At 68.3% G+C, this 23,443-nt stretch carries 21 protein-coding genes; 10 read left to right on the top strand and 11 right to left on the bottom strand.

Annotated features, from left to right (window positions below; genetic code table 11):
- Positions 1-32 precede the first annotated feature (32 nt).
- Together VF522_RS04270 and VF522_RS04275 are read left to right on the top strand one after the other, a co-directional pair.
- Entirely contained in the window at positions 33-1,313 is a 1,281-nt protein-coding gene (locus VF522_RS04270) for a PQQ-dependent sugar dehydrogenase (RefSeq protein ID WP_330906986.1), read from the top strand.
- Positions 1,310-1,633, top strand: coding sequence for a c-type cytochrome (locus VF522_RS04275; protein ID WP_330906987.1), 324 nt, complete (start codon positions 1,310-1,312; stop codon positions 1,631-1,633). Before VF522_RS04270 ends, VF522_RS04275 begins: the two co-directional genes overlap by 4 nt.
- Here VF522_RS04275 and VF522_RS04280 read toward each other — a convergent pair.
- A complete protein-coding gene (locus VF522_RS04280; protein WP_330906988.1) occupies positions 1,608-2,672 on the bottom strand; it encodes a quinone-dependent dihydroorotate dehydrogenase in 1,065 nt (354 codons plus the stop codon). The genes VF522_RS04275 and VF522_RS04280 overlap by 26 nt on opposite strands.
- A gap of 39 nt (positions 2,673-2,711) precedes the next feature.
- On the opposite strand from VF522_RS04280, the gene rpiA reads away from it, so the two are divergent.
- Entirely contained in the window at positions 2,712-3,383 is a 672-nt protein-coding gene (rpiA, locus tag VF522_RS04285; RefSeq protein WP_330906989.1) for a ribose-5-phosphate isomerase RpiA, read from the top strand.
- 6 nt (positions 3,384-3,389) lie between these two features.
- Here the strand turns inward: rpiA and VF522_RS04290 are convergent, their stop codons facing one another.
- Positions 3,390-4,037, bottom strand: coding sequence for a DUF4124 domain-containing protein (locus tag VF522_RS04290; protein WP_330906990.1), 648 nt, complete (start codon positions 4,035-4,037; stop codon positions 3,390-3,392).
- A 32-nt stretch (positions 4,038-4,069) separates the two neighbouring features.
- Entirely contained in the window at positions 4,070-6,091 is a 2,022-nt protein-coding gene (locus tag VF522_RS04295) for a M3 family metallopeptidase (protein WP_330906991.1), read from the bottom strand.
- A 137-nt stretch (positions 6,092-6,228) separates the two neighbouring features.
- Here VF522_RS04295 and VF522_RS04300 point away from each other — a divergent pair, with 137 nt between their 5' ends.
- A complete protein-coding gene (locus tag VF522_RS04300; protein WP_330906992.1) occupies positions 6,229-6,432 on the top strand; it encodes a hypothetical protein in 204 nt (67 codons plus the stop codon).
- Here VF522_RS04300 and folD read toward each other — a convergent pair.
- The 3 genes from folD to VF522_RS04315 form a co-directional block, all read right to left on the bottom strand.
- Positions 6,429-7,280, bottom strand: coding sequence for a bifunctional methylenetetrahydrofolate dehydrogenase/methenyltetrahydrofolate cyclohydrolase FolD (gene folD, locus VF522_RS04305; protein ID WP_330906993.1), 852 nt, complete (start codon positions 7,278-7,280; stop codon positions 6,429-6,431). The genes VF522_RS04300 and folD overlap by 4 nt on opposite strands.
- Positions 7,281-7,355: 75 nt before the next feature.
- Positions 7,356-7,982, bottom strand: coding sequence for a response regulator transcription factor (locus tag VF522_RS04310; protein WP_330906994.1), 627 nt, complete (start codon positions 7,980-7,982; stop codon positions 7,356-7,358).
- Positions 7,979-10,516 carry a PAS domain S-box protein gene (locus VF522_RS04315; RefSeq protein ID WP_330906995.1) on the bottom strand — a complete coding sequence of 846 codons (2,538 nt, stop codon included), beginning with the start codon at positions 10,514-10,516 and terminating at the stop codon, positions 7,979-7,981. Before VF522_RS04315 ends, VF522_RS04310 begins: the two co-directional genes overlap by 4 nt.
- 183 nt (positions 10,517-10,699) lie before the next feature.
- On the opposite strand from VF522_RS04315, the gene aceE reads away from it, so the two are divergent.
- From aceE to lpdA, 4 genes are read left to right on the top strand one after another with little or no spacing between them, the layout of a single operon-like run.
- Positions 10,700-13,405 carry a pyruvate dehydrogenase (acetyl-transferring), homodimeric type gene (aceE, locus tag VF522_RS04320; RefSeq protein ID WP_330906996.1) on the top strand — a complete coding sequence of 902 codons (2,706 nt, stop codon included), beginning with the start codon at positions 10,700-10,702 and terminating at the stop codon, positions 13,403-13,405.
- Between the two features lie 53 nt (positions 13,406-13,458).
- Positions 13,459-15,120, top strand: a complete 1,662-nt coding sequence (gene aceF / locus VF522_RS04325; protein WP_330906997.1) for a dihydrolipoyllysine-residue acetyltransferase — start codon at positions 13,459-13,461, stop codon at positions 15,118-15,120.
- An 18-nt stretch (positions 15,121-15,138) separates the two neighbouring features.
- A complete protein-coding gene (locus VF522_RS04330; RefSeq protein WP_330906998.1) occupies positions 15,139-15,729 on the top strand; it encodes an MFS transporter in 591 nt (196 codons plus the stop codon).
- Positions 15,730-17,514: a dihydrolipoyl dehydrogenase gene (lpdA, locus tag VF522_RS04335; protein ID WP_330906999.1), complete on the top strand. Its 1,785-nt coding sequence runs from the start codon at positions 15,730-15,732 to the stop codon at positions 17,512-17,514. It abuts the gene before it with no gap.
- Here lpdA and VF522_RS04340 read toward each other — a convergent pair whose 3' ends face one another.
- Both VF522_RS04340 and VF522_RS04345 read right to left on the bottom strand, forming a co-directional pair.
- Positions 17,515-17,991, bottom strand: a complete 477-nt coding sequence (locus VF522_RS04340) for a pilin (RefSeq protein WP_330907000.1) — start codon at positions 17,989-17,991, stop codon at positions 17,515-17,517. It abuts the gene before it with no gap.
- Positions 17,988-18,590: a C40 family peptidase gene (locus VF522_RS04345; protein ID WP_330907001.1), complete on the bottom strand. Its 603-nt coding sequence runs from the start codon at positions 18,588-18,590 to the stop codon at positions 17,988-17,990. The genes VF522_RS04340 and VF522_RS04345 overlap by 4 nt, the downstream gene beginning before the upstream one ends.
- Positions 18,591-18,726: 136 nt before the next feature.
- Here VF522_RS04345 and VF522_RS04350 point away from each other — a divergent pair, with 136 nt between their 5' ends.
- Entirely contained in the window at positions 18,727-19,866 is a 1,140-nt protein-coding gene (locus tag VF522_RS04350; RefSeq protein ID WP_330907002.1) for a PQQ-dependent sugar dehydrogenase, read from the top strand.
- Positions 19,867-19,964: 98 nt separating this feature from the next.
- On the opposite strand, the gene VF522_RS04355 is transcribed toward VF522_RS04350, so the two are convergent.
- The 3 genes from VF522_RS04355 to VF522_RS04365 all read right to left on the bottom strand — a co-directional run bounded on the left by VF522_RS04355 (position 19,965) and on the right by VF522_RS04365 (position 22,777).
- On the bottom strand, positions 19,965-20,618 hold the full coding sequence (locus VF522_RS04355; protein WP_330907003.1) for a response regulator transcription factor: 654 nt from the start codon (positions 20,616-20,618) through the stop codon (positions 19,965-19,967).
- 24 nt (positions 20,619-20,642) lie between these two features.
- Positions 20,643-21,740: a hybrid sensor histidine kinase/response regulator gene (locus VF522_RS04360; protein WP_330907004.1), complete on the bottom strand. Its 1,098-nt coding sequence runs from the start codon at positions 21,738-21,740 to the stop codon at positions 20,643-20,645.
- A 71-nt stretch (positions 21,741-21,811) separates the two neighbouring features.
- Positions 21,812-22,777, bottom strand: a complete 966-nt coding sequence (locus tag VF522_RS04365) for a hypothetical protein (protein WP_330907005.1) — start codon at positions 22,775-22,777, stop codon at positions 21,812-21,814.
- 56 nt (positions 22,778-22,833) lie between these two features.
- Here VF522_RS04365 and VF522_RS04370 point away from each other — a divergent pair, with 56 nt between their 5' ends.
- The gene (locus VF522_RS04370) at positions 22,834-23,439 is read left to right on the top strand and encodes an isochorismatase family protein (protein ID WP_330907006.1); all 606 of its coding nucleotides are present in this window, start codon (positions 22,834-22,836) and stop codon (positions 23,437-23,439) included.
- The last annotated feature ends 4 nt before the right edge of the window (positions 23,440-23,443 follow it).

The raw sequence follows: 23,443 nt of genomic DNA on the forward strand, positions 1-23,443 counted from the left end.
CGCAAGCAGGTTCCACCACCCAGGAGGCAGCGATGAAAAGAGCAGTCGTCCTCGCCGTGGCAGCAGCCATCGGCGGCCTGTCGTTCGCAACGCTCGCGCAGAGCGGCCGCGACAACCTCGGCGCACTCAAGCAGATGCGGGTCTCGGGCACCGACCTGAACATCCCCACCGTGCCGCAGGAGGGGCGCAACGCGGAGGCGATCCGCGCCAACCTCAAGCGCGTGAAGCTTCCGCCGGGCTTCCGGATCGACCTGTTCGCCATCGTGCCCGATGCGCGCCACATGGCGGTGGCGCCCTCGACCAACATGCTGTTCGTGGGCACGCGCAAGACGACGGTGTGGGCCGTGACGGACCGCAACGGCGACGGCGTCGCCGACGAGGTGAAGCCCTTCGCGCCGTCGCTGAACTTCAAGGTGCCCAATGGCGTGTGCTGGACCAAGGACGGCTTCCTGATCGTCGTGGAGCACAACCGCATCCTGAATTTCCCCGCAGCGGAGTTCTTCTACGAAGGTCCCGACGTCGCGGTGATCGAGGTGGTGGCCCAGGGCAGCCTGATCCCCGTCGACGAGGAGTCGTACAACCACGGCGCGCGCACCTGCCGCGTGGCCGACGACGGCAAGCTGTACGTCACGCTCGGCCAGCCGCACAACGTGCAGCCGCTGATGAAGTTCAGCACCTACGACAAGGTCGGCATCGGCGGCATCGTGCGCATGGACCCGTTCGACGGCTCCAAGCGCGAAGTGGTCGCGCTGGGCGTGCGCAATTCGGTGGGGATGGACTTCAACCCGCGCGACAAGACCCTCTGGTTCACCGACAACCAGACCGACGGCCTCGGCGACGAGAACCCGCCCGGCGAACTCAATCGCCTCACGCGCGCCGGCCAGCACTTCGGCTATCCCTACTGGGGCGGCAAGTTCAAGGTGGCCGGCACCTCCGCCGCGCCCGAACTGAAGGACATGAAGGAGCCGCCGAATGCGGTGTTCCCGCAGGTGGAGTTCCCCGCGCACCAGGCGCAGCTGGGGATGACCTTCTACAACGCGCAGCAGTTCCCGGCCAAGTACCGTGGCGGCATCTTCGTGGCGGCGCACGGTTCCTGGAACCGCACCAAGCCCACGGGCGCGCTGATCAACTTCGTGCCGACGAATGCCGACGGCACCGCGGGCCGCGCCGAGGTCTTCGCCGACGGCTGGCTCGACGACGCGACCGGCACGTACCGCGGTCGCCCGGTGGACGTCGCGGTGATGAAGGACGGCTCGCTGCTGGTGTCCGACGATTACGCGGGCGCGATCTACCGGATCTCGTACCAGCCTTGATCCGCCCGCTGTCGCTGTCGCTGGCCTGCCTGCTCGCCTGCGGGGCCCCTGCTTCGCAGGCGGCCGACCGGGCGGCGGGCAAGGCGAAGGCGGCGGCCTGCGCCGTATGCCACGGTCCGCTGGGCCTGTCGATGTTGCCCAACGCCCCGCACCTGGCGGGCCAGCCGGAGATCTACCTCGCGGAGCAGTTGCGCGCATATCGCAGCGGAAAGCGCGCGCACGAGGTGATGGGCGTGATCGCGAAACCGCTCGGCGACGCGGACATCGACGACCTGGCCGCGTGGTACGGATCGATCAGGATCGAGGCGAGGGAGCCGTGACGCGGTCGTTGCGGAACGCCCGCGCGATCTCGTCGACCAGCGCCGGGCCCTTGTAGATCAGCCCCGTGTAGATCTGCACCACGTCCGCCCCGGCACGCAGCTTGGCCAGCGCGTCTTCGGCGCTCAGCACGCCCCCCACGCCGATGATCGGATAGCCGCTCCCCAGCGTCGCGCGCAGTTGCGAGATCACGCGGTTGCTCGCCTCCAGCACCGGGCTGCCGCTCAGTCCCCCGGTCTCCTCCGCATGGGGCAGGCCTTGGACCTTGTCGCGCGCGATCGTCGTGTTGGTGGCGATGACGCCGTCCATGCCGTGGCGGCGCAGGGTCGCGGCAATCACGTCCACCTGCGCTTCGTCGAGGTCGGGTGCGATCTTCACGAACAGCGGCACGCCGCGGCCGTGCTCGCGCGCGAGTTCCTCGCGGCGCGCGGCGATCGCGGAAAGCAGGGCGTCGAGTGCCTCGTCGCTCTGCAGCGCCCGCAGGTTCTTCGTGTTGGGGCTGGAGATGTTGACCGTCACGTAGTCGGCGTGCGGATACACGCCCGCGAGGCAGGCGAGGTAGTCGCTCGTGGCCTCTTCGATGGGCGTGGCGGCGTTCTTGCCGATGTTGAGACCGAGCAGCCGCCCCTGCTGGCGGAACTGCGAGCGCCGCACGTTCGCGACGAAGGCGTCCAGCCCCTCGTTGTTGAAGCCCAGGCGGTTGATCAGCGCGTTGGCCTCCGGCAGCCGGAACATCCGTGGCCGCGGATTGCCCGGCTGGCCCTTGGGCGTGACGGTGCCCACCTCGACGAAGCCGAAGCCCATGGCGCCCAGCGCGTCGATGCAGCGCGCGTTCTTGTCCAGGCCCGCGGCCAGGCCCACGCGGTTGGGGAAGCGCAGCCCGGCCAGCTCGATCGCATCCGGCACGAAGCCGTTGCAGTAGGCCCAGCGCAGCGGCGTGCCCTGCAGGCGGGCGAGCGATCCCAGGGTCAGCTCGTGCGCGGTTTCGGGGTCGAGCCCGAACAGGAAGGGACGGGCGAGGGCGTAGGGCAGGAGGGACATCCGATAATTCCGGCTTCGAATCAAACCGGGGATTGTCGCGTGACGCAGGATGAACTCAAGGCGCTGGTCGGCCAGGCGGCGCTGAAGTACGTGGTGCCGGGCGAGATCGTGGGGGTCGGCACCGGCTCCACGGTCAACAAGTTCATCGAGGCGCTGGCCACGATGAAGGACCGCGTGCCGGGCGCGGTGTCCAGCTCCGTCGCCTCGACGGAGCGGCTGCGCGCGATCGGCATCCGCGTGTTCGACGCCAACGAGGTCGGCGAGCTGGCCGTCTACATCGACGGCGCCGACGAGATCGACGGCCGCGGCCACATGGTCAAGGGCGGCGGCGCGGCGCTCACGCGCGAGAAGATCGTGGCCGCGCAGTCGCGCCGCTTCGTCTGCATCGCCGACGATTCCAAGCGCGTCGAGGTGCTGGGCCGCTTCCCGCTGCCGGTGGAGGTGATCCCCATGGCCACGCAGCGCGTCGTGCGGCAGTTCCAGCAAATGGGCGGGACGGCCAAGGTCCGCCTGAAGGACGGCCAGCCGCTGGTGAGCGACAACGGCCAGCACATCCTCGACGTCACCGGCCTGAAGATCCGCGATCCGCTCGGCTTCGAGAGCGAAGTGAACCAGTGGCCGGGCGTGGTGACGGTGGGGGTGTTCGCCCACCAGAAGGCGCAGGTCTGCCTGCTCGCCACGGCGAGCGGCGTTCAAACGCTCGAGTTCTAGGGCGCCTTAGAAGCGGATCCCCGCCGGATTCGACGGCGACGGGTCGCTCGGCCGCGGCGACTCGGCCGGCGCTTGCTGCGCGGCCGGCTGCTGCGGGCGATTCGCCGCGGCCGGCGCGGCCTGCACCGCCACCAGCGGGGTGGGCGCCGGATTGCGCCAGCTGGCCGGCAGCTGCGAGGTCGCGGGATAGCCCGCGGCGTCCAGGTACGAGGACCATTCGGACTGGGAGAAGCCGCGCACGTGCTGGCCGCCGATGGTGGCGAAAGGCAGGCGCAGTTCGCCGGAGAGGCTCTGCAGCGCCTTGGCGTCGTCCTGCGTCACCACCGACTTCTCGGTGTACGGGACGCCGCGCGAGGCGAGGAAGTTGCGCGCCGTCAGGCAGGGCGCGCAATCGGCCCCGCTGTACAGCGTGACGGGGAAGCGGTTGGCCGCGGCGCGCAGTTCGGCGGGGAGGGCGGCCGTGGAGCTGCCGCCGCCGCTCGCGACCGGCGCGCCGGCCGCCTGCGTGGCCTTGCCGTCCGGCGGCGGGCGGTCGCTATAGGTCACCTTGCCGTCGGGACCGACGATCCGGTACACCTGGGCCAGCGAGGCCGTGCCCCACAGCGAAGCGAAGCCCACCAGCGCGGCCACGGCCGCGAGACGCACGGAAACCATAGATCCCCCTCGAAACGACTCGGTCGATTGTGTCAGGCCATTCCCTGGTGGCGCAACAAGGCGTCCAGCGTCGGCTCGCGGCCGCGGAAGGCCTTCCACGACTCCATCGCGGGACGGCTGCCGCCGGCTTCCAGGATGGCCTCGCGGTATTTTCTCCCGGTTTTCACGCTGGGCATACCGTCGTCGCCCGCCGTCTCCTCGAACGCGGCATAGGCGTCGGCGCTGAGGACCTCGGCCCACTTGTAGCTGTAGTAGCCCGCCGCGTAGCCGCCCGCGAAGATGTGGCTGAAAGTGTGCGCCATGCGGTTGAATGCCGGCGGTTGAAGCACGGAGACCTCGTCGCGGACCTGCTGCAACAGCGGCATGAAATCGGCCTCGGGGCTGTGTTCTGAATGCAACAGCATGTCGAACAGGGCGAACTCGATCTGCCGCAGGGTGGCCAGGCCGCTCTGGAAATTCTTGGCCGCCAGCATCTTGTCGAACAGCTCCCGGGGCAGCGGTTCGCCGGTGTCGACGTGGGCCGTCATGTGCTTCAGCACGCCCCATTCCCAGCAGAAGTTCTCCATGAACTGGCTGGGAAGCTCCACCGCGTCCCACTCCACGCCGCTGATGCCCGAGACGTCGCGCTCGTTCACCTGGGTGAGCATGTGGTGCAGGCCGTGGCCCGATTCGTGGAACAGCGTGATCACGTCGTCGTGCGTCAGCAGCGGCGGCTTGCCGTCCACGCCTTCGGCGAAGTTGCACACCAGGTGCGCGATGGGCGTCTGCAGCTTGCTGTCGTCCGGGCGCAGCCAGCGGGCGCGGACGTCGTCCATCCAGGCGCCGCCACGCTTGCCCGTGCGGGCGGCGGGATCGAGGTAGAACTGGCCGACCAGCACGCCGCCGCGCTCGATGCGGTAGAACTCGACGCCCGGGTTCCAGGCCGGGGCGAAGTCGCGGCGGATCTCCACCTCGAACAGTGTCTCGACGATCTTGAACAGGCCCGCGAGCACCTTCGGGGCGGTGAAGTACTGCTTGACCTCCTGCTCGCTGAACGAATACCGGGCTTCCTTCAGCTTCTCGCCGACGAACGCCCAGTCCCAGGCCTGCGGGTCCTCGATGCCCAGCGCCTCGTTCGCGAAGCTGCGCATGTCCTGCACGTCCTTCATCGCATGTGCCCGCGCACGGTGCGCGAGGTCGCGCAGGAACTGCACCACCTGCTTCGGCGACTCGGCCATCTTGGGCACGACCGAGACCTCGGCGAAGTTCGCATAGCCCAGGAGCTTCGCTTCCTCCTGGCGCAGCGCCAGGATCTCGCGGATCAGCGCCGAGTTGTCGAACTTGGGATCGCCCTGGTCGCTGGCGCGCGTGACATAGGCGCGGTACAGGCGCTCGCGCAGGGTGCGGCTGGTGCCGAACTGCATCACCGGCAGGTAGCTGGGCATCTTCAGCGTGAGCTTGCAGCCCTGCTTGCCCTCCGCTTCCGCCGCCGCGCGGGCGGCATGCACGACGTCCGGCGGCACCCCATCGAGCTCGTTTTCCGCGGCGTAGTAGGCGAAGCAGTCGGTGGAATCGAGCGCGTTCTCGCTGAACTTCTGGCTCAGTTCGGCCATGCGCTCCTGGATCTGCGCGAAGCGGTCCTTGGCGGCGCCGGTGAGTTCGGCGCCCGACAGCACGAAGTTGCGCAAGGCGTTCTTGTGGGCCTGCTTCTGTTCCCGCGTGAGCTGCGCCGCGTCCACCGCCTTGTACTTGGCGTAGAGCTTCTCGTCCGCGCCCAGGCGGGTCCAGAACTCGGTCACGCGCGGCAGCGCCTCGTTGTAGGCGGCGCGCAGCTCGGGGGTATCGGCGACCGCGTTGAGGTGGCCGACCATGCCCCAGGCGCGGCCCAGCCGCTCGGTGGCGACGTCGAGCACCTTCGCGATCCCGTTCCAGTCCGCCGGGAAGTCCGGTTGCGTGACGGCGGCCAGCGCCCGGTCCGCCTGGCCCAGCAGTTCGTCCACGGCCGGTGCGACGTGCTCCGGCCGCACCTGGTCGAAAAGGGGAAGGTCCTGGAAGTCGAGGAGGGGATTGCTCATGCCACCATTTTGCGGCAGCTCGCCGCCGCACAAGGGCGGCCGGCCATTGGCAATGCCGATGGCCGCCATTGGCGCATGCCGTTCAGGGGATGTTCATGGGCCCCGGCGTACCGTGGAATCCTGAAAGCGAGGAATCCATGAACCTGATGCGCAAGCTGGCCTGTATCGCGCCGCTGCTCACCTCCGGGCCGGGCGGCGCGTCGGATGCGCCGCGCGCTGCATCGGGTCCCGCTGCCGAAACCCGCGAGCTGCCTGCCCCCGGGCCCTGGCTCATCGAGGACGACGACGAGTTCGAGGGCGAGGGCTGGGCCTTCTGGCCGCTGGAGCGTTCGAAGCGCTAGCCGGCGGTGCGCTCGGCGGCTTCGATCGTGTTGACCAGCAGCATCGCGCGCGTCATCGGTCCGACGCCGCCCGGCACCGGGGTGATCCAGCCGGCCACCTCCTTCACGCCGGCGAAGTCGACGTCGCCGCAGAGCTTGCCCTCGTCGTTGCGGTTCATGCCGACGTCGATCACCACCGCGCCCGGCTTCACCATGTCGGCCGTCAGCACGTCGCGCCTGCCGACCGCTGCGACGACGACGTCGGCCTGCCGCGTCATCGCGCCGAGGTCCTGGGTGCGGCTGTGGCAGACGGTCACCGTCGCGTCGCGCCCCAGCAGCATCATGGCCATCGGCTTGCCGACGATGTTGCTGCGGCCGATCACCACCGCGTGCTTGCCGCGCAGGTCGTAGCCGATCGAATCCAGCATCTTCAGGCAGCCGTAGGGCGTGCAGGGCCAGAAGCCGGGCTGGCCCACCATCAGGGCGCCGGCGCTGGCGACGTGGAAGCCGTCGACGTCCTTGGCCGGCGAGATCGTCTCGATGACCTTGTGGCTGTCCATGTGCTTCGGCAGGGGCAGCTGCACCAGGATGCCGTGCACCGAGGCGTCGGCGTTGAGTGCGCGGATGCGGTCCAGGAGCTGCGCTTCGGTGAGGCTCGCGGGATGGCGCTCCAGCGTGGCCTTCAGGCCGGTCTGCTCGCTGTCGGCCACCTTGTGCTTCACGTAGACCTGGCTGGCGGGATCCTCGCCCACGAGGACGATGGCCAGGTGCGGCTGGACGCCCTTGGCCTTGAGGGCCTGGGTGCGGCCGGCGACTTCCTCGCGGATCTTCCTGGCGAGGGCGTTGCCGTCGATGAGTTGTGCGGTCATGGGGGGTTCAGCGTTGGGAGTTGAGCGTTCAGCGTCTTTACGCTCAACGCCGAACGCTGAACGCTGAACCGGGCGTCAGCCCTTCGGGGGCGTCTGCCCCAATGCGATCTTCAGAAGGTCGGCCACCGTGTTGGCGTTCAGCTTCTCCATGATGTTGGCGCGGTGCGCCTCCACCGTCTTGATGCTGATGCCCAGGTCGTCGGCGATCTGCTTGTTCAGGCGGCCGGCCACGATGCGTTCCAGCACCTGCGCCTCGCGCGAGGTGAGCTTGGACAGCAGCGCGTCGCGGCTGGCGGCGCTCTGGTATTCGGCGAAGGTGTCCTTGGCGCGCTCCAGCATGCGCTCGACCAGGCTCACCAGTTCGTCTTCCTTGAAGGGCTTCTGGATGAAATCCATCGCGCCCTTCTTCATGGTGTTCACCGCCATCGGGACGTCGCCGTGGCCGGTGATGAAGACCACGGGCAGCGGAGACTTGCGCTCCACCAGGCGGTCCTGCAGTTCCAGGCCCGTCATGCCGCCCATGCGGATGTCGACGATCAGGCAGGCAACCTCGCGCGGGTCGTAGCGGGCGAGGAAGGATTCGGCGGAATCGAAGCAGCGGACCCGGTAGTCCTTGCCTTCGAGCAGCCATTGAAGGGAATCGCGCACCGCCTCGTCGTCGTCGACCACATAGACGGTACCCTTCTTGGGAATCAAACTCATGCTGTTGTCACCCCCGCGTCCTTGACCACTATCGGACTTGTAGCACCGGAGACCGGAATCCAGAAGGAGAACCGGCACCCCGCGACTTCGCTGCCATTGTAGATGTTCTCCGCCTCCATCCTTCCCTGGTGCGACTCCACGATGGAGCGGCACAGGTTCAGGCCGATGCCCATGCCTTCCGGCTTGGTGGAGAAGAAGGCTTCGTACAGGCGTTCCAGCACTTCGGGCGCGAGGCCGGGTCCGGAGTCCAGCACGGAGAATTCGACGACGTGCAGCGTGTCCACCTGCTTCGGCACCACGCGCAGTTCGACGCTGCGCCGGCCGGCGGGGCGTTTCGCCTGCTCGATGGCTTCGGCGGCGTTGCGCAGCAGGTTGACCAGCACCTGCTCGATCAGGATCGGGTCGACCATGATCTGCGGCAGGCGGGCTGCGATGTAGTGCGTCATGCGCACGTTGCGCCGCCGCAGTTCGATCTCGGCGAGTTCCATCGCCTCGCTGACGATCGCGCTCACGTCGGAAGGCGTGCGGTTCGGCTCGCTGCGTTTCACGAAGGTGCGGATGCGCTGGATGATCTGGCCCGCGCGCTGCGCCTGGCGCGCCGTCTTGTCCAGGGCGGCCAGCATGTCGTCCTCGCTGATCTGCCTGCCGCGGATGCGCGACATCAGGCCGTTGCAGTAGTTGGAGATGGCCGTCAGCGGCTGGTTCAGTTCGTGCGCCACGCTGGAGGCCATCTCGCCCATCGTGATCAGGCGGCTGGCGGACTGCGCGCGTTCGGCCTGCGCCGCGGCCTGATCCTCGGCATTGCGGCGGGACGTGATGTCGGTCGCGATCACCATCTGCGCGAGGCGGCCGTCGACCCAGTTCAGGTAGCGCGAACGCACTTCCAGCCACTTGCCCAGTTCGGGCACGAAGATCTCCGCGTTCTCGGAGACCGCGCCTTCCAGCGTGTTGGTCGGCAGGCCGGCGAAGTGGTCGACGTCGTCGATCGTCGCGTCGGCCGTGCGCGGCGTGTCGCTCATGCCGGCCTGCGCCACCATGCCCAGGTGGCCGGCCGCGCGGCCGCCGAACCAGAGGCGGTACAGCTTGTTGGCGAACAGCAGTTCCTCGCTGCCGAGCGGTGCCACGGACACCGACGCGTCGAGCGCTTCCAGCACCGTGGTGAAGCGCTCGTGCGAGGCCTGCAGCTGCTCGCGGATGCGCGTCGGCTCGGTGATGTCGGTCATCGACGTCATCCAGCCGGTCTGGTGGCCCTTGGCGTCCACCAGGGGCGACACGTACAGGCGCGCGTCGAACAGGCTGCCGTCCTTGCGCTTCACGCGGACCTGGAAGCCGCCCTGGATGGTGCGGCCGCGCAGTTCGTCGTCCAGGCGCGCCATCAGCAGGTCGCGGTCCTCTTCCGGCCAGTAGGGAAAGGGCGGGGTGCGGCCGACCAGTTCGGCTTCGCTCCAGCCGGTCATCTGGCAGAAGGCGGCGTTCACGTAGGTGATGCGGCCGTGCATGTCGAGCGCCCGCATGCCGGTGAGCATGGAGTTCTCCATCGCGCGCCGGAAGTTGGTCTCGGACATCAGCGCCTGCTGCGCCTGCATGCGGCGGCGGGTATGGCGCCAGTTGGCGATCAGCATCCAGGCGGTCATCGCCGACAGCGCGCCGACCAGCCAGAACAGGCCGCTGCCGATCACGCCGAGTCCGGTGCGATAGGCCTGCGCGCGCAGGATCAGTCCGTTGCCCACGGGCGAGACCGGCACCTCGTATTCGTTGGGATGCGCGGCCCAGGGCAGGAACTGCGTGGCCGGATTGCGCGGCGGCACGGCGGTGCCCGCCAGCACGCGGTTCTTGCCATCGAGCAGGGCCACGGCGTACTTGGCCGAGATCTCGGACGGCACGCCGTAGCGCATCAGGCCGTCGATGGAGTATTCGCCCAGGATCACGCCGCCGAACTTGCCCTGGTCCGCCAGCGGCACGTGCAGCTGCAGCAGGCCGGAGCTGTCGGGGCCCGCGACGGGCTGCGAGTACACCGGCTGCTGCAGGTCGCGCGCCAGGCTGTACATGGTCTCGGTCTCGCCGGGCCGCAGCACTTCGCCGGCGACGCGCACCTGCGTGTTGGCGAGGCTCGGCGCCGCATAGCTCGCGGTGACGCGGCGGCGCTCGTCGAGCCAGGTGAGCATCAGCAGTTCGGGATACTGCGCGATCATCGACTCCGCGCGGCCGACGAATTCCTCCGCGTCCACCTCCTTGTTGGAGATGTCGCGGGCGATGCGCATCAGCTGTTCCTGCCGCTCCAGCAGGCGCAGGCGCATGCGCTGCTGACCGTATTCGACGTCGCGCCGGACCGCTTCCTGCTCGCGGTCCATCTCCTCCAGCCGCAGGTACCAGAAGGCGGAGACGATCGCGGCGAGGAACAGCAGCACGGCCGCCAGCGGCGCGAGCATCGCGTAGCGGTCCTGGCGGGTCGGCGTCTGCCGGCGCCACCAGTGGCGCCACCAGTTGGGGATCGGGACTTCGGACTGGAATTCCGAAGGCGGGTGGTCATGCATGAGTTGCGTAGTTTAGGGGCGCGCCTTATTGGGACCAACGCGGACCGCAAAGGTGCCGTGGACAATAATCCGCATTATGAAACGGCTATGCGCGATTTGAAATAGCAACCGGTTTATGCGACACTCCCCGCCGCGTGCGGCAAGCCCGTACTAAATTCACACTCGCCTTCAAGGAGACAAGAAATGTCCGCTCAGCCCGATCGCCTGTTCGGAGCCGCCGCCAACGACGCTGACGCGCAGGAGACGCGGGAATGGGTGGATGCCCTCTCCGCCGTCATCGCCGCCGAGGGCAAGGAGCGCGGCCACTTCCTCATCGAGCAGCTGCTGGAGGAAGCGCGCCAGCAGGGCATCGACCTGCCGTTCTCCGCCACCACCGGCTACGTGAACACGATCGAGCCCGAGAACGAGGAACGCTGCCCCGGCAACCTCGAAGTCGAGGAGCGCCTGCGCGCCTACATGCGCTGGAACGCGATGGCGATGGTGGTGAAGGCCAACCGCCTGCATCCGGAAGACGGCGGCGACCTCGGCGGCCACATCAGCTCCTTCGCCTCGCTCGCGACCATGCTCGGCGCGGGCTTCAATCATTTCTGGAAGGCCGAAACTCCGGAGCAGGGCGGCGACTGCCTCTACATCCAGGGCCACAGCGCGCCCGGCATCTACGCGCGGGCCTTCATGGAAGGCCGCATCACCGAGGAGCAGCTGCTGAACTTCCGCCAGGAAGTCGACGGCAAGGGCCTGTCCAGCTACCCGCATCCGAAGCTGATGCCGGACTTCTGGCAGTTCCCGACGGTGTCGATGGGCCTGGGCCCGCTGATGGCGATCTACCAGGCGCGCTTCCTGAAGTACCTGCACGCCCGCGGCATCGCCAACACCGAGAACCGCAAGGTCTGGGCCTTCCTGGGCGACGGCGAGATGGACGAGGTCGAATCGCTGGGCGCGATCGGCGTGGCGGCGCGTGAAGGCCTGGACAACCTGATCTTCGTGGTGAACTGCAACCTGCAGCGTCTCGACGGCCCGGTGCGCGGCACCGGCAAGATCATCCAGGAACTCGAAGGCGAGTTCCGCGGCGCGGGCTGGAACGTCATCAAGCTGATCTGGGGCAGCTACTGGGACCCGCTGCTCGCCCGCGACAAGGAAGGCATCCTGCGCAAGGTGATGATGGAAGTCGTGGACGGCGACTACCAGGCGATGAAGGCCAACGACGGCGCCTTCGTGCGCAAGAATTTCTTCGGCCGCGATCCCAAGCTGCTGGAGATGGTCGCGAAGATGAGCGACGAGGACATCTGGCGCCTCAACCGCGGCGGCCACGACCCGCAGAAGGTGTACGCGGCCTTCCACAAGGCTGCCAACACCAAGGGCCAGCCCACCGTGCTGCTGGTGAAGACCGTGAAGGGCTTCGGCATGGGCAAGGCCGGCGAAGGCCGCAACATCGCGCACCAGGCCAAGAAGCTGGGCGACGACGACATCCGCACCTTCCGCGACCGCTTCAGCATCCCGATCCCCGACGAGAAGCTGGCCGACATCCCCTTCTACAAGCCCGAGGAGCACACGCCGGAGATGCAGTACCTGCACGCACGGCGCAAGGCGCTGGGCGGCTACCTGCCGGCGCGCCGCGCGAAGGCCGACGAGCAGCTGAAGGTGCCGGGCCTGGACGCCTTCAAGGCGGTGACCGACCCGACCGCGGAAGGCCGCGAGATCTCCACGACGCAGGCCTACGTGCGCTTCCTGACCGCGCTGCTGCGCGACAAGGAGCTCGGCCCGCGCGTGGTGCCCATCCTCGTCGACGAGGCGCGCACCTTCGGCATGGAAGGCCTGTTCCGCCAGATCGGGATCTACAACCACCAGGGCCAGAAGTACACCCCGCAGGACCGCGACCAGGTCTCCTACTACAAGGAAGACCAGTCCGGCCAGATCCTGCAGGAGGGCATCAACGAGGCCGGCGGCATGGCCAGCTGGGTGGCGGCGGCGACGTCGTACAGCACCAGCAACCGCGTGATGATCCCGTTCTACATCTACTACTCGATGTTCGGGCTGCAGCGCGTGGGCGACCTGTGCTGGGCGGCGGGCGACATGCAGGCGCGCGGCTTCCTGCTGGGCGGCACCTCGGGCCGCACGACGCTCAACGGCGAGGGCCTGCAGCACGAGGACGGCCACAGCCACATCCTCGCGCAGACCATCCCCAACTGCGTGAGCTACGACCCGACCTTCGCGCACGAAGTGGCGGTGATCATGCAGCACGGCCTGAAGCGCATGGTGGAGAAGCAGGACAACGTCTTCTACTACATCACCCTGCTCAACGAGAACTACCCGATGCCCGGCCTGCAGCCCGGCACCGAGGAACAGATCGTCAAGGGCATGTACCTGTGCAAGCCGGGCGCTGCCGGCAAGGTGCGCGTGCAGCTGCTGGGCAGCGGCACCATCCTGCGCGAGTCGCTGGCCGCGCAGGAGCTGCTGGCCAAGGACTGGGGCGTGCATGCCGACGTGTGGAGCTGCCCGAGCTTCAACGAGCTGGCGCGCGACGGCCTCGACTGCGAGCGCCACAACCTGCTGCACCCCACGGACGCGCCCAAGGTGCCCTTCGTGACGCAGCAGCTCGACAAGCACGCCGGCCCGGTGGTCGCGTCGACCGACTACATGAAGATGTACGTCGACCAGATCCGCGCCTTCATGCCGAAGGGCCGCCACTACAAGGTGCTGGGCACCGACGGCTTCGGCCGCAGCGACTTCCGCACCAAGCTGCGCGAGCACTTCGAGGTCAATCGCCACTACATTGCAGTGGCGGCACTCAAGTCGCTGGCCGATGAAGGCAGCGTGCCGGTGGCGAAGGTGGCCGAGGCGATCCGCAAGTACGGCATCAAGGCCGACAAGATCAACCCCCTGTACGCCTGACGCGTTCCCCACAACGAGAAGGCCCGCGTCCGGGCCGCGGAGATAGAAGAAACATGGCTCTGGTCGAAGTGAAGGTCCCCGACATCGGGGACTTCGATGAAGTCGCCGTCATCGAGCTGCTGGCGAAGCCCGGGGACACCATCAAGGCGGAGCAGTCGCTGCTGACCGTGGAATCCGACAAGGCCTCCATGGAGATCCCCTCCAGCCACGCGGGTGTGCTGAAGGAGCTCAAGGTCAAGATGGGCGACAAGGTTTCCGAGGGGACAGCGATCGCGGTCATTGAAACGACCGCGACCGCCGCCCCTGCGGGGGCGACGGGCTCCCCCCCTCCCCAACCCTCCCCCTCGAAGGGGGAGGGCTCCGCCGCCCCGATAGTCGCCGCGCCCAGTTCGAGTGCCTCGAGCCCCGTTGAGGTCCGCGTCCCCGACATCGGCGACTTCAAGGACGTCGCCGTGATCGAGGTGCTGGTCAAGCCCGGCGATGCGGTGAAGGTGGAGCAGTCGCTCATCACCGTGGAGTCGGACAAGGCCTCGATGGAGATCCCGTCGTCGGCGGCCGGCAGGCTCAAGGAGCTGAAGGTCAAGGTCGGCGACATCGTCAACATCGGCGACTTGATTGCCGTGGTGCAGGGCAGCGGTGCCGCAGGCGCCGCGAGCCCCTCACCCCAGCCCTCTCCCCAGAGGGGAGAGGGGGCAGCAGCCCCGGCACAGGCAGCGGCTCCGGCGCCGGAACGCCAGGCACCCACTGCCGCACTGCCTCCGCACGAACCCACCGCGGCCACCGGCACCCTGCCGCATGCCTCGCCCTCCGTGCGCAAGTTCGCGCGCGAGCTCGGCGTGCCGCTGGAGGAGGTGAAGGGCACCGGTCCCAAGGGCCGCATCACGCAGGAGGACGTCCAGGCCTTCACCAAGCAGGTGATGGCGGGCGACGTGCGCACCAGGGCCGCGGCCGGCAAGGCGCCCGCGGGCGGCGGCGGCGAGGCGCTGGGCCTGCTGCCCTGGCCCAAGGTGGACTTCGCGAAGTTCGGGCCGGTGGAGCGCAAGCCGATCGCGCGCATCAAGAAGATCAGCGCGGCCAACCTGCACCGCAACTGGGTGATGATCCCGCACGTCACCAACCACGACGATGCCGACATCACGGACCTCGAAGCCTTCCGTGTCCAGCTGAACAAGGAGAACGAGAAGTCGGGCATGAAGCTCACCATGCTGGCCTTCCTGATGAAGGCCAGCGTCGCGGCGCTGAAGAAATTCCCCGACTTCAACAGCTCGCTCGACGGCGACGACCTGGTGCACAAGAACTACTGGCACATCGGCTTCGCGGCGGACACGCCCAACGGCCTGATGGTCCCGGTGATCAGGGACGCCGACAAGAAGGGCGTGTTCCAGATCGCCCAGGAAACGGCCGAGCTGGCGAAGAAGGCGCGCGACGGCAAGCTCAGCCCTGCCGACATGAGCGGGGCGACTTTCACCATTTCTTCACTCGGCGGTATCGGTGGAAGGTACTTCAGCCCGATCATCAACGCCCCGGAAGTCGCTATCCTCGGGGTGTCCAAGAGCCAGACGCAACCCGTCTGGGACGGCAAGCAGTTCCAGCCCCGGCTGATGCTGCCGCTGTCGCTGTCGTGGGATCATCGCGTCGTCGACGGCGCGTCGGCCGCCCGCTTCAATGCCTACCTTGGGCAGATCCTGGCGGATTTCCGCCGCGTCCTACTCTAAGAAACAGAACAAGAGCTGATGACAACAGTTGTGGTGGTGAAGAAAGCCGGACAGATCGCCATCGCTGCGGACACCCTGGTGACCTTCGGCGACACCCGTCTCGCGCACCGGTACGAGGACAACACCAAGATCTTCAAGGTCGACACCGACGACGGCGCCAGCTACATCGGCATGGCCGGCACGGTGGCGCACTTCCCGGTGTTGCGCAAGGCGATGGGGTCCATGCCGCGCGAGATCCTGAAGCTGGGAAGCAAGGACGAGGTGTTCGACACCTTCACCAAGCTGCACCCGTACCTGAAGGACAACTTCTTCCTGCAGACGAAGGAGGAGGACAGCGATCCTTACGAGTCCAGCCAGTTCAGCGTGGTGATCGCCAACGCCAGCGGGATCTATGGGCTCTACAGCTATCGCGAGGTGTTCGAGTTCAAGGAGTTCTGGGGCATCGGCTCCGGGCGCAGCTTCGCCCTGGGCGCGATGCACGCGGCCTACTCCCGGGCCAAGACCGCGCGTGAAATCGCGGAAGCGGGGATCGCCGCGGGTTGCGAGTTCGACCGCAACTCCGAGCTGCCCTGCGACATCTTCACTGTCAAAGCGAAAGAGGCAAAGTAAATGCCCGTGACGGAAGTGAAAGTCCCCGACATCGGGGACTTCGAGAGCGTGGCCGTGATCGAGGTGCTCGTGAAGCCTGGCGACACGATCAAGGCGGAACAATCCCTGGTGACGGTCGAGAGCGACAAGGCCTCCATGGAGATCCCTTCCTCCCACGCGGGCGTGGTGAAGGAAGTGAAGGTCAAGGTCGGCGACAACGTGTCCGAAGGAAGCGTGCTGCTGACGGTCGAGAGTTCAGCGTCGAGCGTTGAGCGTGAACAGCCGAAGGCTTCCGCTCCTGCCGCCGACCGCCCACCGCCCAACGCGCAATCCGCGCCGGCGCCGGCGCCGGCCGGCAGCTATTCCGGCGGCGTCGACCTCGAATGCGAGATGCTGGTGCTCGGCGCGGGCCCCGGCGGCTACTCCGCCGCCTTCCGCGCCGCCGACCTCGGCATGAAGACGGTCATCGTGGAGCGCTACGCCACCCTCGGCGGCGTCTGCCTGAACGTCGGCTGCATCCCGTCCAAGGCGCTGCTGCACGTCGCCGCGGTGATGGACGAAGTGAGCCACTTCGCCGACCTCGGCGTGTCCTACGGCAAGCCCAAGATCGACCGCGCCAAGCTCAAGGCGCACAAGGACAAGGTCACCGGCAAGCTGACCGGCGGCCTGGCGGCGATGGCCAAGATGCGCAAGGTCACCGTCGTGCGCGGCATCGGCACCTTCCTCGACCCGCACCACCTCGAGGTGCAGGAAACGGGCGGCGACGGCAAGGACACCACCGGCAAGAAGCAGGTGATCCGCTTCAGGAACGCGATCATCGCCGCGGGTTCGCAGGCCATGTCGCTGCCTTTCATGCCCAAGGACCCGCGCGTGGTGGACTCCACCGGCGCGCTGGAACTGGCGACCAACCCCAAGCGCATGCTGATCCTCGGCGGCGGCATCATCGGCCTGGAGATGGGCACGGTGTACTCCACGCTGGGTTCGCGCCTGGATGTGGTGGAGATGCTCGACGGCCTGATGCAGGGCGCCGACCGCGACCTGGTCCGCGTGTGGCAGAAGCTCAACGCGCCGCGCTTCGACAACATCATGCTGAAGACCAGGACCGTCGGCGCGGAAGCGACCAAGGACGGCATCCTGGTGCGCTTCGAAGGCGAGCAGGCGCCCAAGGAGCCGCAGCTCTATGACCTCGTGCTGCAGGCCGTCGGCCGTTCGCCCAACGGCGGGAAGATCGGCGCGGAGAAGGCGGGCGTGAGCGTCACGGACCGCGGCTTCATCCCGGTCGACATCCAGATGCGCACCAACGTGCCGCACATCTTCGCGATCGGCGACATCGTCGGCCAGCCGATGCTGGCGCACAAGGCGGTGCACGAGGCGCACGTCGCCGCCGAAGCGGCCGCGGGCGAGAAGAGCGCCTTCAACGCCCGCGTGATCCCGAGCGTGGCCTACACCGACCCCGAGGTCGCGTGGGTGGGCCTCACCGAGGAGCAGGCCAAGGCGCAGGGCATCGCGATCAAGAAGGGCCACTTCCCGTGGAGCGCTTCCGGCCGCGCGATCGCCAACACCCGCGACGAAGGCTTCACCAAGCTGCTGTTCGACGCCGAAACCCACCGCATCGTGGGAGGGGGCATCGTCGGCACGCATGCCGGCGACCTGATCAGCGAAGTGGCGCTGGCGATCGAGATGGGCGCCGACGAGGTCGACATCGGCAAGACGATCCATCCGCACCCGACGCTCGGCGAGAGCATCGGCATGGCGGCCGAGATCGCGCACGGCACGTGCACCGACGTGCCGCCGCAGCGCAAGTAGTCAGCGGCAGCGCAGGGGCAGCATCGCGGCCGCGACGGTCGTGCGGTCCTGACCCTGCGCCGTCATCTTCGCCGGCGCGGGGGCGTGGCCGCACAGCCAGGTGACCGGCACCACGCGGGCGTCTTCCTCCACGGCGGGCCGCAGCGTCAGGACCTTGCCCTGCAAGGTCCGGTTGGCGCGGTTGCCGAAGGTGAGGTGGATCGCGCCGTTCTCCAGCGCCACCGACTGGATCCATTCGCCGACGATCTGGTCCGCCACCGGCAGGCCGGCGGAGGCGTTGTCGACCGGCAGCGGCGTGCCACTGCGCCAGGCCGCTTCCACCGGCGGCTTCAGGATGTCCGCCAGCGGCAGCGCGTCGCGGATCTGCTCGCGCACGATGCGATCCAGGTAGCTGGGTAGCGCGATGAGCGCCAGGATGGCGATCACCGCGACGACCACCATCAGTTCGAGCAGGGTGAAGCCCTGCCTGCGCCTCACTGGGTCGCCAGGGTGCCGGTCTCGGGCAGCACCCGGCGGGCGCCGTCGAAGCGCGAGGACCAGTAGGGCACGCCCATGTCTTCCACGCGCACCTGCGCGCCGGGCTTGGGCGAGTGGATGAACTTGTTGTCGCCGACGTAGATGCCCACGTGGCTGAAGGTGCGCTTCAGGGTGTTGAAGAACACCAGGTCGCCCGGCTGCAGTTCGCGGCGGTCGATCTTCTGCGTGGCGGCGGCCTGTTCGTTGGCGCGGCGCGGCAGGATCAGGCCCACCGTCTGCTCGTACATCGCCTTGACGAAGCCGCTGCAGTCGAAGCCGGTCTCCACAGAATTGCCGCCGCGGCGATAGGGCACGCCGAGGAAGCCCATGGCGGTGACCACCAGGTCGGAGGCCCGGTGGGCGACGCGGTGCGCGCCTTCGCTGACGCGGCTGGCGCCTTCGGTCACGCGCTCGCCGACCTGCGTGCGCACTTCCTCGATGCGGTCCACCAGGCGCTTGTCCGTCATGAAGCGGCCGACGTCTTCCTCCGCGGATACGGGAGGAGCGGCGTGGGCGCCGGAGGCGGCGAGCACGAGCACCAGGCTCAGCCATGGGTTCATGGGGACGGAGTTTCGCTTCCGGCCACCCCGGAGGTCAAGCAGACGATTCATTCCAGGTTCTTGATGTGTCTCGAAAATCAGCCAGGCCCGCGAGGCGCCCGCTTTTCATCGCGGGTGGGGAACAATGGGTTCCACCATGCACTGCAACTTTCGAAGCTTCCGGCGCCGCGGCCTCTGGGGGCTGCCGGCGTCGGGCACGGCGGCCATTCTCGCAGCTTTGCTGCCGCTGTCGGGCCAGGCGCAGGCCGTCCGGGCCGAAACCGTCACGGAAGGCCTGGACCATCCCTGGGCCGTGGCCTTCCTGCCGCAAGGCCGCTTCCTCGTCACCGAGCGGCCGGGCCGCATGCGCGTCGTGACTGCGCAGGGCCGGGCCGGCGCACCGCTGGCGGGCGTGCCGCAGGTCGCGGCGGGCGGGCAGGGCGGGCTGCTGGACGTCGTCACCGATTCCGGCTTTGCGACGAATCGAACCATCTTTTTCTGTTTTTCCGAACCGGGACCCGGCGGCAACAGCACCGCGCTGGCCCGCGCGCGGCTGGCGGCCGACGACGCGCGCCTGGAAGACGTGCGCGTGATCTTCAGCGCCCGGCCCAAGGTGGCGAGCGGCATGCACTTCGGCTGCCGCATCGTGGAGGCGCGCGACGGCAACCTGTTCCTGGCCCTGGGCGAACGCAACTCGCGGCGCACCGACGCCCAGACCCTCGACACCCACCACGGCAAGGTGGTGCGCGTGAAGAAGGACGGCGGGGCGGCCGACGGCAATCCCTTCGCGGGCCGCGCGGGAGCGCTGCCCGAGATCTGGAGCTACGGCCACCGCAACCCGCAAGGTGCGACGCTGGCGCCGGACGGCACCTTCTGGATGCACGAACACGGCCCGCAGGGCGGCGACGAGATCAACCTGCCGCAGCCCGGTCGCAACTACGGCTGGCCGGTGATCACGTACGGCGAGAACTACGGCGGCGGCAAGTTGGGCGAGGGCACCGGGAAGGCCGGCATGGAGCAGCCGCTGCACTACTGGGTGCCGTCGATCGCGCCTTCGGGCATGGCCTTCCTCACCAGCGACCGCTATGGGGCGGGCTGGCGCGGCAACCTGTTCGTGGGTTCGCTGAAGTTCGACTACCTCGATCGCATCGAGCTCGCGGGCGGCAAGGTCGCGCGCGAGGAGAAGCTGCTGCAGGGGATCGGCCGCGTGCGCGACGTGCGCCAGGGGCCGGATGGGTTGCTGTATCTCGTGACGGACGAGGGGAACGGGAAGCTGGTGCGGGTGCTGCCGCCGTGACGGCGGGGTTCGGGCTTCGCCGCTCACCCCGCCCTACACCGACGTGTCCGAGTATTTCGTAGGTCGGGGTGAGCCCGAAGGCGAACCCCGACGCAAGATCACGCCTTCACGAGCCCCTTGCGCACCGCATACCGCGTCAGGCTCGCGATGTCGTTCAGCCGCAGCCGCTCCATGATGCGGGCGCGGTGCACGTCCACCGTCTTCGGGCTGAGGCCCAGCTCGAACGCGATCTCCTTGGCCGACTTGCCCTGCGCGATCAGCGTCAGGATCTCCACTTGCCGCGTCGTCAGTTCGTCGTCCACCGTCGGCTCCGACGGCTGCAGCAGCCGCTGTGCGACCGCGGCGCTGAAGTAGCTGCCGGTGGCCATCACGCTGCGCAGCGCCTGTTCCAGCTCGAAGGGCGGGGCGTCCTTCATGATGTAGCCGCAGGCGCCGTTGCCGACGGCGCGCTTCACGAAGTCCACGGTGTCGTACATCGACAGCACGATCACCCGCACTTCGGGGTAGCGGGTGTGGATCTCCGCGATGGCGGTGATGCCGTCCATGCCGGGCATCGAGATGTCGGTCATCACCACGTCCGGCTTGACCGACTCCAGCAGCTGCAGCAGCTCGTTGCCGTTGCGCGCTTCGGCGATCACCTGCACGCCGTCCACCGTGGACAGCAGCGCCTTGATGCCCGAGCGCACCAGGTCGTGGTCGTCGGCCAGCACGACCTGGATCGGCATGCCGTGGTGGTTCTGCGAGTGGATCATGCTCCCTCCAATCTTTCTTTCTGATTACAGCACCGCGCGGATCGCCACGCCGCGGCCTTCGCGGGTGCGCAGGTGCAGGCGTCCGCCGGCCAGTTCGGTTCGTTCGATCATGCCGTACAGGCCGATGTTCCTCTCGCTCTGCTGCCCGTCGAGGACGGCATGCTTGTCGAAGCCGTTGCCGTCGTCGAGCACCAGCAGGCCGATGCGGCCGTCGGGCAGGAAGCGCAGCCGCACGCGCACCATCGAGGCATGCGCATGGCGCACCGTGTTGGTGAGGGCCTCCTGCACCAGGCGCACCACCACGGCGGCGTTCTCTTCCAGCTTCTTCGGTTCCTCGCCGCGCGTCGTGACGTCCCAGTCCAGGCCGGCCGGCTCCGCGATGCGCTGCATGGCCGACTGCACCGCCGGCAGCAGGCCGAGCAGGTCGAGCTGGGCGGGCCGCAGCGAGAACGACAGCGTCTTCAACTGCTGCAGCGCGCCGTTGGCGAGTTCCGCCGCCGTGGCGCCGTGCTGGCGCGCCGCCTCGTCATCCGGCGCGCGTTCCGCGGCGTGCAGGTGGATCACGACGGCCGTCAGGGTCTGACCGAGCTGGTCGTGCAGCTCGCGCGAGATGTGCGACCGTTCGCGCTCCTGCGCCAGCACGAAGCGGGCGGACAGCTCCTTCAGCCGCGCATAGGCGGACTGCAGTTCGGCATCGAGCCTTTCCTTCTCCTGCGCGCGCCGGCGTTCCTCGAGCACCCGCCCGATGATCTGCGGCAGCGTGCCCAGCTTGTCCTTGGTGAGGTAGTCCTTGGCGCCGCAGCGCAGGACGTGCACCGCCGCTTCCTCGCCGATCGCGCGCGTCAGCACGATCAGCGGGATGTTGCAGCGGCGCGTGACCAGGATCTGCAGCGCCGCGTAGGGCGAGAACCGCGGCAGGTTGAAGTCGCACAGGATCACGTCCCAGTCGCCGGCGAGGGCTGCGACGAAGCTGGCCGCGTTGTCGACGCGGTGCAGGTCGTACTGCCGCGACGGGTCCGCGCGTTCCAGCGCGATGCCCATCAGCTCGACGTCGTCGGGGTTGTCCTCCACGCACAGCAGCCGAATGGGATGGAAATCGGGAGAGGCGGCGCGAAGTGGCATGGCAGGAGGCGTGGCGAGTTTACCGTCGGGCTCGCCACGCCCCTCTTAAGCATGTTCCCTAGGAACAACGCTCAGCGCGGGGTACGCTCCAGCTCGCCCACCAGGTAGTCCACCACGCGCTCGAACGGGTCGAAGCCGAAGGCCTCGGCCACCGACGGCCGCAGGTTGGAGTTGGCGTTGATGTCGTAGAAGACGCGCTTTCCGTCCGGCGTCTCCAGGTATTCGATGCCGCCGACGTCCAGCTTCGCTGCGCGCACGATGCGCGTCGCGGTCTCGACCGCCTCCGCCGGCACCTCGGGATAGGGATAGAACTCCACCGGCGGCGCCTCCACGGGCGCGTGGGCCGGGATCTCGCAGATCCCTTCGCCGTCGTCCGGATTGCACACCGGCGAGGGGCACAGGTTGAAGCGGCCGTGCGTCTTGACGCGCATCGCGTACAGCAGCCGGCCGCCGACGAATTCGAGGCGCACGATGCCCTGGTCGGGATCGTGCGGCAGGTATTCCTGCAGCAGGAACAGGTTGTCCGGCAACCAGTTCGAAGGATCGCGGCGGAAGATCTCCTCGACTTCCTCGACCGAGTTCACCACCTGGATGCGGGCGCCGCTGCCGCCCTGGTCGGGCTTGAGCACCGCCGGCCAGGCGATCTGCCCGGCATGCGCGCGCAGCGCGGCGGGATCGTTGAAGGTCAGGGAGAAGGGCGTCGGGATGTCCAGCGTGTGCAGCAGGGCCGCTTGCACGCTCTTGCTCAGTTCCAGGGCGAACACGTCGGCGCCGTTGAGGACGCGCGCACCCAGGCGCTCGAGTGTGCGCATGTAGGCCAGCGCCAGCGGAACGGCGCGGGTGTTGCCGCGCAGGTAGGCGCTCGGGCTCGCCTGGTTGAAGTACAGCCGGGCGCGCGGCGCCTCGGTGTTGCTGAAGGCGGCGCGGGTGACGTCGAAGGCGGCGAAGGGGACGCCACGCCGATCCAGCGCGGCGAACAGCGGCTTTTGCCACTCGGGATGCTCGTGCAGGACGATGAGTTCGGGACGGGAAGACATTCCGGAATGCTACGGCACGGCGTCGGCCTGTGCCGCAAGAGGGAATAATCGCGCCCATGCTGCTCGACGCCGAAGAATCCCAACTGGTGCTGGTGGACTACCAGACCCGCCTCCTCCCCGCCATCCACGAAGGCGACCGCGCGCTCGCCAACGCCGTGCGCCTCGCGCGCATCGCACAGCTGCTGGACGTGCCGCTGTGGTGCACCGAAGAGAATCCGGAAAGCCTCGGCCCCACGGTCGACGCGCTGCAGCCGCTGGTGGCCGGCCGGGTGCTGACCAAGATGGCGTTCGACGGCAGCAGCGTGCTGCTGCCGCGCCTGAAGCCCGCGCCCAGGCAGCAGGGCGGCAATGCCCGCAGCCTGCCCAAGCACCTGCAGAAGGCGGCGCCGCCGCCGGCGCCCACGCGCGAAAGCCTGGTGCTCGCCGGCTGCGAAGCCCATGTGTGCCTGCTTCAGACCGCGCTGGGCCTGCTGGAGGAGGAGCTGGAAGTCTGGGTGGTCACGGACGCCTGCAGTTCGCGCGACGAGCGCAACCGCGACGCCGCCTTCGACCGCCTCGCCGGCGCCGGCGCGGAACTGGTCACCACCGAGATGGTCGCATTCGAGTGGCTGCGGGATGCGGGTCATCCCCGGTTCGAGGAGGTGCTCGCGCTGGTGAAATGACGGA

It is taken from the genome of Ramlibacter sp., from assembly GCF_036383835.1.
In the GTDB taxonomy this organism is placed as follows: domain Bacteria; phylum Pseudomonadota; class Gammaproteobacteria; order Burkholderiales; family Burkholderiaceae_C; genus Ramlibacter.

Coding starts and splice junctions, on each gene's coding strand:
- VF522_RS04270 (WP_330906986.1), top strand. CDS start 33: ATGAAAAGAGCAGTCGTCCTCGCCGTGGCAGCAGCCATCGGCGGCCTG.
- VF522_RS04280 (WP_330906988.1), bottom strand. CDS start 2,672: ATGTCCCTCCTGCCCTACGCCCTCGCCCGTCCCTTCCTGTTCGGGCTC.
- VF522_RS04290 (WP_330906990.1), bottom strand. CDS start 4,037: ATGGTTTCCGTGCGTCTCGCGGCCGTGGCCGCGCTGGTGGGCTTCGCT.
- VF522_RS04295 (WP_330906991.1), bottom strand. CDS start 6,091: ATGAGCAATCCCCTCCTCGACTTCCAGGACCTTCCCCTTTTCGACCAG.
- VF522_RS04300 (WP_330906992.1), top strand. CDS start 6,229: ATGAACCTGATGCGCAAGCTGGCCTGTATCGCGCCGCTGCTCACCTCC.
- folD (WP_330906993.1), bottom strand. CDS start 7,280: ATGACCGCACAACTCATCGACGGCAACGCCCTCGCCAGGAAGATCCGC.
- VF522_RS04310 (WP_330906994.1), bottom strand. CDS start 7,982: ATGAGTTTGATTCCCAAGAAGGGTACCGTCTATGTGGTCGACGACGAC.
- VF522_RS04315 (WP_330906995.1), bottom strand. CDS start 10,516: ATGCATGACCACCCGCCTTCGGAATTCCAGTCCGAAGTCCCGATCCCC.
- aceE (WP_330906996.1), top strand. CDS start 10,700: ATGTCCGCTCAGCCCGATCGCCTGTTCGGAGCCGCCGCCAACGACGCT.
- aceF (WP_330906997.1), top strand. CDS start 13,459: ATGGCTCTGGTCGAAGTGAAGGTCCCCGACATCGGGGACTTCGATGAA.
- VF522_RS04330 (WP_330906998.1), top strand. CDS start 15,139: ATGACAACAGTTGTGGTGGTGAAGAAAGCCGGACAGATCGCCATCGCT.
- lpdA (WP_330906999.1), top strand. CDS start 15,730: ATGCCCGTGACGGAAGTGAAAGTCCCCGACATCGGGGACTTCGAGAGC.
- VF522_RS04345 (WP_330907001.1), bottom strand. CDS start 18,590: ATGAACCCATGGCTGAGCCTGGTGCTCGTGCTCGCCGCCTCCGGCGCC.
- VF522_RS04350 (WP_330907002.1), top strand. CDS start 18,727: ATGCACTGCAACTTTCGAAGCTTCCGGCGCCGCGGCCTCTGGGGGCTG.
- VF522_RS04355 (WP_330907003.1), bottom strand. CDS start 20,618: ATGATCCACTCGCAGAACCACCACGGCATGCCGATCCAGGTCGTGCTG.
- VF522_RS04360 (WP_330907004.1), bottom strand. CDS start 21,740: ATGCCACTTCGCGCCGCCTCTCCCGATTTCCATCCCATTCGGCTGCTG.
- VF522_RS04365 (WP_330907005.1), bottom strand. CDS start 22,777: ATGTCTTCCCGTCCCGAACTCATCGTCCTGCACGAGCATCCCGAGTGG.
- VF522_RS04370 (WP_330907006.1), top strand. CDS start 22,834: ATGCTGCTCGACGCCGAAGAATCCCAACTGGTGCTGGTGGACTACCAG.